Source organism: Chitinimonas sp., from assembly GCF_041904975.1.
Lineage (GTDB): Bacteria > Pseudomonadota > Gammaproteobacteria > Burkholderiales > Chitinimonadaceae > Chitinimonas.
The window spans coordinates 1-7,840 of record NZ_JAYRLZ010000207.1; the positions used below are offsets into that span (position 1 = coordinate 1).

A 7,840-nucleotide genomic window follows, 5' to 3' on the forward strand; every position below is an offset into this window, starting at 1 on the left:
CTTTGTGCTGCTCAAGGCCGATGTCACCGCCAATAACGACGACCACAAGGCCCTGCTCAAGCGCTTTGGCCTGTTTGGCCCACCCGGCACCATTTTCTATGGCAAGGATGGCCAGCAATCCCCGTCCCGCCTGGTCGGCTTCGAGGGAGCGGCGGCATTCAGCCAGCGGTTGGCGCGGCATAGTGGAGGCTAGGGAAGTGCGGAAGGACTCAAGCTTGGTGCTGGCAGGCGCCGGCTTGAGCTTACAAAAGTATGTATCTACACCTTTCTAGGGATATCCATGAAGTTTTTGCGCTGGCTCATACCATTGTTTGGAATTATGACGACGAGCACTGCTGCTGCAGCTCAACCAGCCCCGACCAAGGATGAACATGCTGTCGTTGTGCACTTCATCTACGGATCAAAGGATCTGAAGAGTCTCTTCGCGCTAGAAGATAAACTTGAAAAGGCAATTCTCGCAGCTGGTGCAGGCGAGTTTGACGGCAATGAAGTGGCCACAGACGGCAGTGATGGGTATTTGTATATGTACGGACCCAATGCCGATAGGCTCTTTGCAGCAATCAAACCAATACTCGAAAAAACGCCGTTCATGCATGGCGCCAAAGCAAAGTTGCGTTATGGGCCGCCACAAGCTGCTTCTCAGGAGAAAATCGTTGTCATCAATCCCTAACTCATCATTCCACCGGACCTGCGCGAAAAGCCGCGCGGGCAGGTGAATTCAGACGTTAGGCCGCACAGATTGAAAATGAACGCATCCTCACAACCGCCGATTGCCCAGTTCACTCCCTGCGCGCTGGCAGAGTTGGCGCGTCATGAGTGTCCAGAGTTGCCGTGGCTGTCCGACGTATTACTAAGCTGTGGCGCCGGAGCATGGGACAGCCCGGCGTACCTTCGTTTTGTCTCCGCGCACAACGCAAACCAGCCCGGTTCTGAGTGGCGGTTCGAAACAAACGTAGTGCTGGTTCACGAAATTTGGGGCGTTCTGGTACTCGATATCCTGAAGTCAAATCGCCTCGGTGGCATCGAGTTCATCGATCGAATCGAGGACTAGGAAATGTGGTCGAATCATTCAACTCGCCAGCGGCCTAACAGGTCCGGCAATGGGACACCAGGATGCTATGCATTTTGGCTCCCTCTGCAGCGCCCTAGCGGTCGTTACGTGAATCGTTAGAGCGCCCATGACAGATCAACTTTTCGCAGCGTTGCATTCCGTGAACGACGAAACATCTTTCCTTGCCTTTGCGCGGGCGCTACAGGCAGATCGCGAATCTGTAGACGGTGCTTCGTTGACGCTGGATGGTTTTCAAGGTGAATGGGCTAACCACTCGATTTCCGACTTCATCGAACGCGCCGTTGCTTGGGCTGGAGATTCCGATTTTGGAGTCCGCCCCGGCCCCAAAGCTTCAAATCCTTGGGCTCTGTTCGCTGCATTTCTTTGGGCGGGGCGTGGCTATGAATAGCGCTCGAACCCGCCGTTCAAGCCGACTGCCGAAAACTACGCTGTTTGCCTCCCTCGCTGCGCTCTGCGCGGCTTGGCTCATAGATTGGACGGCTTAAATGACGGGCTTTACTTGTACGACCTGCGGTGGGTACCACGATCAATTGCCAATGTGCTTTGGCGCAAATGCCCCAGCACTTTGGCTCTCCTTGTCCGAGGAAGAACGCGCTGCTCGTGGCGAACTAAGCTCCGACCAATGCGTGATTGACGACAAGCACTTCTTTATTCTCGGTCGCATTCTCCTTCCAATTGTCGATGGGCCGGGGCCGTTTGTTTGGCTTGCCTGGGTTTCATTGAGCGAGAAAAGTTTTCTTCGTAGCTGCGAGCTATGGGAGAGTGAAGGCCGCGAAGTCGAACCGCCGTATTTCGGGTGGCTGCAAAGTGCGTTGCCTTATGAACCCACGACCTTGAGCCTTAAGACCAGCGTTCAAACCATGCCAATCGGCGAGCGCCCCAATATCATCTTGGAGCATTCCAATCACCCGCTATCTATCGAGCAACATCACGGCATTACGATGGCTCGGGTGCAGCAAATCGCAGAGGCGTGCTTGCATGGGTAGCCAGCTGCTCAGCAATTCCGTCGAGAGGGAGCCTAAAGCTACGCTTTTGAGTCCCTCCGCGATGCGTACAACGGCGCCCCTCACATCAAGCGCGAGCAATTCCACCCGTGCCTTGGCACAGATAAACACCCGATCGGCACAATAAAGACCACACCATGAACAAAACCGCCCTGTATATCGTCGTTGCCCTCCTGGCGCTCACCGCTGGTGCGGGTGCCGGCTATTGGCAGTACAAGCGCCTGCCCGAGCAGACCGCCAGCGCGGCGCCGGCTGCGCCAACTTTCTGGCAGGCCAGTTTCAAGGATGTGGCCGGCAAGCCGCAGGCGCTGGCGCAGTGGCGCGGCAAGCCCCTGGTGGTGAATTACTGGGCCACCTGGTGCGCGCCTTGCCGCGAGGAGATGCCGGATTTCGATGCGACAGCCAAGGCGCTGGGCGACAAGGCAACCGTGGTGGGAATTGCCATCGACAACCCCGAGGCGGTGAAGAAATTCCTGGGCGAGCTCGCCATCAGCTACCCGATACTGGTCGGCGAGGAAGACGCGCTGGGGCTGATGCGCGCCGAGGGCAACCATATCGGCGGCCTGCCCTACACGGTGGTGTACGACAAGACCGGCCGCAAGGTGGCCGCCCATGCCGGCCGCCTGAGCCGTGACAAGCTCAATGCCTTCCTCAAACCGCTACTCCAGGCTGAAAAAGTGGCGGATACGCGCCAATAACTCCGACTGGCCCGGCAGCGCCCCTTCTGCCTGCGGCGCATGATGCTGGGCAGCGCGCTGCTGGTTTTCCGCGAGGCGACAGGCAAGCACATTCGATATCGCATCGGCCAGCGCGGGCCGGGCGGACAGGATCGCATCAAAGCCTTGATGGTCGAGCCGGTAGCATTCGACATAGCTGCTGGCGATTACCGTGGCAGAACGCGGTGCACCCGTCATCAAGCCCATCTCGCCGAAGAAATTGCCGGCCGACAGGCGCCCCAGCAGCTGGCGCTGTGCGCTTTCATAGTCGTGCCAGATTTCTACTTCACCCACGGTGAGAATATATAGCCAGTGCGCCACCGCCCCTTGCCGGCTGATCACATCGCCACTCTCGAATGGCGCATACACCAATTGATCCGCCAGCTTGCGCAGCTCTTCCGCCGTAAAACCGTCAAATAGCGATACCGAATGCAGCGCGGCAAGGCGCCGTAGCAGATCCTGCTCATGGCGCAGCTGCGCGGTCTTGTCGTTGTCCTTGGTCATCAGCACATGGTGGCTATCGGCCGCCAGCGCCAGGCCATTGCGGCTCAGCGCGGCGATGACATGGCTGCGTACCTGCGAATCGGTCGGGTCGTCGCGGGCAAAATCAGTGAGCCAATAGCGCAGTGCATAGCGCGCCACACCATTTTTGGTTTCCATCAACCCTGCCTGCGGCGGCGGCTCGGCAGCGACGCCGGCTATCTGCGCCTCGTGCACCGCCTGCTGCATGACTTCCAGCACCCGCGATGGCGCATGGTCCCAGTCCAGTTCGAACCACACCCAGCGCCGCCATTGCAGCTGGCCATGAAAACGCTTGCCGATGATCTGGAAGCTGTTTTTCATCAGCCAGCCATTGGGCACCACCACCGTTTCGCCATTGCGCGTTTCGATCAGGGTGGAGCGCCAGCCGATCTGCAGCACTCGCCCGGAAATATCATTGAGCTTGACCCACTGCCCCAGCTCCAGCGAATCGTCGAGTTGCAGGGCGATGCCGCTGAGGATATTGCCCAGGGTGTCCTGCATGGAAAACGCCGCCACCGCCGTCAATACCGCCGAGGTGGTAACCAGGCTGGTCAGGTCCAGCCCGGCGTAGCGCAGTCGCACCAGGCCCCAGGCCAGATAGGCGACAAACACCAGCACGTCTTCAAGAATACGCGGCGGCTCCAGCCGGATTGCCGCCAAGCCGAGGCGAAACACCACGAGACCAAGCAGGCGGATGATCACCATGCCCAGCGCAATGGCCGATGCTTCATGCAGCACCGGCCCCAGCTCTGTCAGGCCGGCAGCGCTCGCCATGCGGCCCAGCCACAGGCCCAGGCAGGAAAGCGACAGAAACACCAGGGTCAGTACCACATTGCGCCGCTCGGCCGGGCGGTAGCGGTACAGCAGGGCCAGCAAGGCCATGCAAAATGGCAAAAGATAGGGCCATTCCTGGCGGGCAAGATCATCAAGCGTCAACATGGATAGCAAAAACCGGACAGGACAATACCCGTAGCTTAGCGCGAGCACTGCAGGCAGGTGGCACACAACATGGCCCGTGGGCTAGGATGGGAGCTCGTCCTGCCCGTATTGACACCCAGCCATGTCCGCCCCGCGCTTTTTTCTGGGCCGCCAGCCCATCCTCGGTCGCCAGCAGGAACTCGTTGCCTACGAGCTGCTGTTTCGCGCCAGCGAGCATCGCAATGCCGCCGATGTCGCCGACGATGTCGCGGCCAGTGCGGCGGTGATGCAACACGCCTTCACCGGCCTCGGGCTGCAATCGGTGCTGGAGGACAAGCTCGGCTTTATCAATCTGTCGCGCGAATTGCTGATGAGCGAGGTGATCGAGGTGCTGCCGCGCGACCGGGTAGTGCTGGAAATCCTCGAAACCGTAGAGCTGACCCCCGAGGTGATCGAGCGCTGCCGGGCACTGAAAGCCGCCGGCTACCGCCTCGCCCTAGACGATGTGATCCGCTTTGACGAGGCCCAGAAGGCCATCTTGCCGCTGCTCGAAGTGGTCAAGCTCGATGTGCTGGCGATGCAGCGCGATGATATCGAAAACCTGGTGCGCGCCCTCAAGCCCTCCGGCGTCAGCATCCTGGCGGAAAAGATCGACTCGCCCACCCAGCGCGATTTTTGCCATGACCTCGGTTGCGATCTGTTCCAGGGCTATTTCTTTGCCCGCCCCACCATACTCAGTGGCCGCCCGGTACAGCCCAGCGCGGTAATGTTGCTCAAACTGCTGGGCCAGGTCGCCGACGATGTCGATACCATCGAGCTGGAACAAACCCTCAAACATGCGCCGGACCTGACGGTGCTGCTGCTGCGCTTGGTCAACTCGGTCTCCTACGGCCTGCCCCGGCGCATATCCAGCGTGCGTACCGCCATCAATCTGCTTGGGCGCTCGCAGCTGCACCGCTGGGTGCAGATCATGGTCTTCGCCCAGCAATCGGGCGGGCAGACCGCCTCCGACCCGCTGGTACAGACCGCCGCCGTGCGCGGCCGCCTGATGGAGCAGCTGGCCATGGCCCTGCGTCCTGGCGATGAGGGCTTTGCCGACCGCGCCTTTATGGTGGGCATGCTCAGCCTGATCGACGCCCTGTTCGCCAAGCCGATGCTGGAAATCATCGGCCCGCTCAATCTGGAAGAAAGCCTGCAGGACGCCTTGCTGCATCGCCGTGGCTGGCTGGGCGAATTGCTGCGCCTAGTGGAGGGCACCGAGTTTGCCGATGCCAACATCACCGGCACCTTGCTGTCGGCCTTTCCGCAGCTCGATCTGGACCAGCTCAACCGCATGCAGATCGAGGCGATGACCTGGGCCGCCCGGCTTGGCCGCGAAGCTGCCGAGCCAGACGCCTGAGCAGAGGCCGGCAAGGTGCAGCTACTTGGCATTGATTTCACCAGTCGCCCGAGCCGGCGCAAGCCGATCACCATTGCGCTCGGGCGCCTCGATGGCGCCAACGTGCTGCTCGAACAGCTATTGCGCCTGCCGGACTTCCCCGCCTTTGAGCAGCTGTTGCTGCGCCCCGGCCCCTGGCTCGCCGTGTGCGACTTTCCCTTCGGTCTGCCACGCGAATTGGTCGAGACACTGAACTGGCCACGGCAGTGGGATGCGCTGATGCGGCACTATCGCCAGCAGAGCCGCGCCAGCCTGCGTGAGCAATTCAAGGCGTTTTGTCAGGCAAGGCCGGCCGGGAAAAAGTTTGCCCACCGCGCCGTTGATCAGATCGCGCACAGCAGTCCGTCGATGAAATGGGTCAACCCGCCGGTGGCGTGGATGCTGCTCGAAGGTGCGCCGCGCCTGCTCGATGCCGGCGTGAGCCTGCCCGGGCTGCACTAGGGCGACCCGGCCCGCGCCGCGCTGGAAGGCTACCCGGCCCTGGTCGCACGCGCCCTGATCGGCGCTGCCAGTTACAAGAGTGACGAGCCGACACGGCAAACCGCCGAGCGTCGCCGGCAGCGCGAAATCATCGTCGATGGCTTGCTGGAGCAGCGGCATCCGCTCGGCGTCGGCCTGCGCCTGGCACACGCCGATCTGCGGCAGGACTTGATTGCCGATGGCAGCGCCGACCTGCTCGATGCCACGCTGTGCCTGGTACAAGCGGGCTGGGCGGCGCAGCGCTCCGATAGCGGCTATGGCTTGCCCGACGGCATCGACCCGCTGGAAGGCTGGATCATCAGCTGCGCAGCGTTGGATACGCCCGCTCAGGCAAATTGACGCAAGCCATCCTGCGCGGCACGCAAGACCTCGCCATATACCTGACCAAGCAACAAGATTGCCGGGCCGTCGAGCTGCCAGTCACCGACGTCGGGCAATTGCGCCAGACGCATCGGCCATTGCCGGCAGGCGGGCAGACCGGCGTTTTCCACGACCAGTACCGGTGTGCTGGCTGGCATGCCCGCCCCCAACAAGGCCTTGGCAATCGCTTCAGCCTGGCGGACGCCCATATACAGCACCGTGGTATCGGCCGCCAGAATCGGGCTGATCCAGTCGCTGGCGCTTTCGCCTTCGCCGACGCGGGCGGTGGCAAACAGCACATTGCGTGCTACCCCGCGACTGGTCAGCGACACGCCGGCATCGGCCGATGCCGCCAACGCGGCAGTAATGCCCGGCACCACCTCCGCCTCAAAACCCGCTTCGCGCAGGGCGACCAGCTCCTCGGTCGCACGGCCGAACAACATCGGGTCGCCGCCCTTGAGGCGTACCACCCGCGCGTATTTGCTTGCCGCATCCACCAGCATCTTGTTGATGAAACGCTGGGCGGTAGAAGCCTTGGCGCAGCGTTTGCCCACATCGATCAGCACCGCCTGCGGGCAGTACGCCAGCATCTCTGGCTGCACCAAGGCGTCGTACAGCACGCAATCGGCCTGCTGCAACAGCCGCATGCCGCGCACGGTAATCAGGTCGGCGGCGCCGGGGCCGGCGCCGATCAGGTGAACAGGGTTGCTCATACGAAAGGTCGATCCAGAAAAGGCGCTTTCATCAGCGACACACCGCTCAGCGCCGCCGGAACAGCGGCAAGGGCTGATCGACAGCGGCCTGATAGGCATCGCTGAAATCATCGAGCCCCTTGGCAGCTTCATGGGCGTCGTGGTCGGCGCGAATCTCGAAGGCATCGAAACCGCAACGCTTGAGATACAGCAAGGTGTCCTTGAATACATCGCCCACTGCGCGCAATTCGCCAGTGAAGCCGAAGCGCTCGCGCAACAGGCGGCCAATGCTGAAGCCACGGCCATCGGTAAATGCCGGAAATTCGACGGCAATCACAGTCAGCGTCGCCGCATCGCTACCCAGGGACTCCGGCTCGTCGTCCGGTGCGAACCAGACGCCGACATCGTCGCGGCCAATCACCTCGTCGCGCCGCGCCAGCCATTCCTGCAGCGGCAGCAAGGTGTGCGGCGGCACCGGGTCGTCGCTCGCCTCCTTCACGCGTGTCCAGTGGTTGGCGGTAATCTCGCGCTGACCACTGGCGCGATCCAGCTTGATCAGATGGGGCGCTTTAACCATGGGAGCGCTCCTTGGCGTAAATACGCGCCTTGAAGGGTTCGATACCGACACGATCGAACAC

General features: G+C 61.5%; 12 protein-coding genes. 9 read left to right on the plus strand and 3 right to left on the minus strand.

All coding sequences use genetic code 11. The features are described 5' to 3' along the window. From ACE3OH_RS16470 to ACE3OH_RS16495, 6 genes are all read left to right on the plus strand, one after another. On the plus strand, positions 1–193 hold a 193-nt coding region (locus ACE3OH_RS16470), incomplete at its 5' end, for a hypothetical protein (RefSeq protein WP_374355406.1). Positions 194–280: 87 nt separating this feature from the next. Next, the gene (locus ACE3OH_RS16475; protein WP_374355409.1) at positions 281–670 is read left to right on the plus strand and encodes a hypothetical protein; all 390 of its coding nucleotides are present in this window, start codon (positions 281–283) and stop codon (positions 668–670) included. 75 nt (positions 671–745) lie between these two features. Then, positions 746–1,051 carry a hypothetical protein gene (locus tag ACE3OH_RS16480; protein ID WP_374355412.1) on the plus strand — a complete coding sequence of 102 codons (306 nt, stop codon included), beginning with the start codon at positions 746–748 and terminating at the stop codon, positions 1,049–1,051. 127 nt (positions 1,052–1,178) lie between these two features. Next, entirely contained in the window at positions 1,179–1,460 is a 282-nt protein-coding gene (locus tag ACE3OH_RS16485) for a hypothetical protein (protein ID WP_374355415.1), read from the plus strand. Between the two features lie 97 nt (positions 1,461–1,557). Further along, positions 1,558–2,058 (plus strand): DUF2199 domain-containing protein, encoded by a 501-nt coding sequence (locus ACE3OH_RS16490; protein WP_374355420.1) that lies wholly within the window; start codon positions 1,558–1,560, stop codon positions 2,056–2,058. Between the two features lie 155 nt (positions 2,059–2,213). Then, a complete protein-coding gene (locus ACE3OH_RS16495) occupies positions 2,214–2,774 on the plus strand; it encodes a TlpA family protein disulfide reductase (protein WP_374355423.1) in 561 nt (186 codons plus the stop codon). Here ACE3OH_RS16495 and ACE3OH_RS16500 read toward each other — a convergent pair. After that, positions 2,736–4,253 (minus strand): mechanosensitive ion channel family protein, encoded by a 1,518-nt coding sequence (locus tag ACE3OH_RS16500; protein ID WP_374355426.1) that lies wholly within the window; start codon positions 4,251–4,253, stop codon positions 2,736–2,738. The genes ACE3OH_RS16495 and ACE3OH_RS16500 overlap by 39 nt on opposite strands. Positions 4,254–4,374: 121 nt before the next feature. Between ACE3OH_RS16500 and ACE3OH_RS16505 the strand changes: the two genes are divergently transcribed. The 3 genes from ACE3OH_RS16505 to ACE3OH_RS16515 all read left to right on the plus strand — a co-directional run bounded on the left by ACE3OH_RS16505 (position 4,375) and on the right by ACE3OH_RS16515 (position 6,489). Then, a complete protein-coding gene (locus ACE3OH_RS16505; RefSeq protein ID WP_374355429.1) occupies positions 4,375–5,631 on the plus strand; it encodes an EAL and HDOD domain-containing protein in 1,257 nt (418 codons plus the stop codon). Positions 5,632–5,646: 15 nt separating this feature from the next. Further along, entirely contained in the window at positions 5,647–6,111 is a 465-nt protein-coding gene (locus tag ACE3OH_RS16510; RefSeq protein WP_374355432.1) for a hypothetical protein, read from the plus strand. A gap of 141 nt (positions 6,112–6,252) precedes the next feature. Then, on the plus strand, positions 6,253–6,489 hold the full coding sequence (locus tag ACE3OH_RS16515) for a hypothetical protein (RefSeq protein WP_374355435.1): 237 nt from the start codon (positions 6,253–6,255) through the stop codon (positions 6,487–6,489). Here the strand turns inward: ACE3OH_RS16515 and cobA are convergent. Together cobA and ACE3OH_RS16525 are read right to left on the minus strand one after the other, a co-directional pair. Next, the gene (gene cobA / locus ACE3OH_RS16520; protein ID WP_374355438.1) at positions 6,477–7,223 is read right to left on the minus strand and encodes a uroporphyrinogen-III C-methyltransferase; all 747 of its coding nucleotides are present in this window, start codon (positions 7,221–7,223) and stop codon (positions 6,477–6,479) included. The two genes, ACE3OH_RS16515 and cobA, sit on opposite strands and share 13 nt — an antisense overlap. A gap of 46 nt (positions 7,224–7,269) precedes the next feature. Next, the gene (locus ACE3OH_RS16525) at positions 7,270–7,779 is read right to left on the minus strand and encodes a DUF934 domain-containing protein (protein WP_374355441.1); all 510 of its coding nucleotides are present in this window, start codon (positions 7,777–7,779) and stop codon (positions 7,270–7,272) included. Between the last annotated feature and the right edge of the window lie 61 nt (positions 7,780–7,840).

Coding starts and splice junctions, on each gene's coding strand:
- ACE3OH_RS16495 (WP_374355423.1), top strand. CDS start 2,214: ATGAACAAAACCGCCCTGTATATCGTCGTTGCCCTCCTGGCGCTCACC.
- ACE3OH_RS16505 (WP_374355429.1), top strand. CDS start 4,375: ATGTCCGCCCCGCGCTTTTTTCTGGGCCGCCAGCCCATCCTCGGTCGC.
- ACE3OH_RS16480 (WP_374355412.1), top strand. CDS start 746: ATGAACGCATCCTCACAACCGCCGATTGCCCAGTTCACTCCCTGCGCG.
- ACE3OH_RS16490 (WP_374355420.1), top strand. CDS start 1,558: ATGACGGGCTTTACTTGTACGACCTGCGGTGGGTACCACGATCAATTG.
- ACE3OH_RS16525 (WP_374355441.1), bottom strand. CDS start 7,779: ATGGTTAAAGCGCCCCATCTGATCAAGCTGGATCGCGCCAGTGGTCAG.
- ACE3OH_RS16485 (WP_374355415.1), top strand. CDS start 1,179: ATGACAGATCAACTTTTCGCAGCGTTGCATTCCGTGAACGACGAAACA.
- cobA (WP_374355438.1), bottom strand. CDS start 7,223: ATGAGCAACCCTGTTCACCTGATCGGCGCCGGCCCCGGCGCCGCCGAC.
- ACE3OH_RS16500 (WP_374355426.1), bottom strand. CDS start 4,253: ATGTTGACGCTTGATGATCTTGCCCGCCAGGAATGGCCCTATCTTTTG.
- ACE3OH_RS16475 (WP_374355409.1), top strand. CDS start 281: ATGAAGTTTTTGCGCTGGCTCATACCATTGTTTGGAATTATGACGACG.